The 343-nt window shown below is 52.2% G+C and carries 1 protein-coding gene; it reads left to right on the top strand.

Annotated elements, in window-relative coordinates:
* Nucleotides 1–208, top strand: a 208-nt coding sequence (locus P0G09_RS16220; protein ID WP_275253181.1) for a DUF2442 domain-containing protein, incomplete at its 5' end; no start/stop codon positions are given.
* Nucleotides 209–343 lie beyond the last annotated feature (135 nt).

Below are 343 nucleotides of genomic sequence, written 5' to 3'. Positions count from 1 at the left end.
TGAAGCAAAGCCCCTGTTGCAACAGGGGGGAGTGTATGAGCCTATGCGCGACCCGGATTATTACCGTGACCGTCTGACGGTGCTGAATGACACGGCGGCATGGGATGTGAGCGGTGACATGGACCCTTTCAATTGTATCGACCTTGACCCGATAGAGCTGTATGAGACCTGTCCGGTGGTCGTTGATCCGCTGGAAAAGGCATCCTGAAATATATCACTTCGGCACTGCGCGGGTGCATCATCGTTTCTTCGCTGTGCATTGCTTTTTGGGCTCTCCAATGATATGATAGACCCTGCTCGCAGGGCGCGCGGAAATCTAACAAAGGAGTTCTTTTTCTATGAA

Origin of the sequence: Faecalibacterium sp. DFI.5.82, from assembly GCF_029076575.1 — a bacterium.
Classification (GTDB): domain Bacteria; phylum Bacillota; class Clostridia; order Oscillospirales; family Ruminococcaceae; genus Faecalibacterium; species Faecalibacterium duncaniae.
Note: the sequence above shows the minus strand (reverse complement) of the source record. Positions and strands in the feature narration are given on the sequence as shown.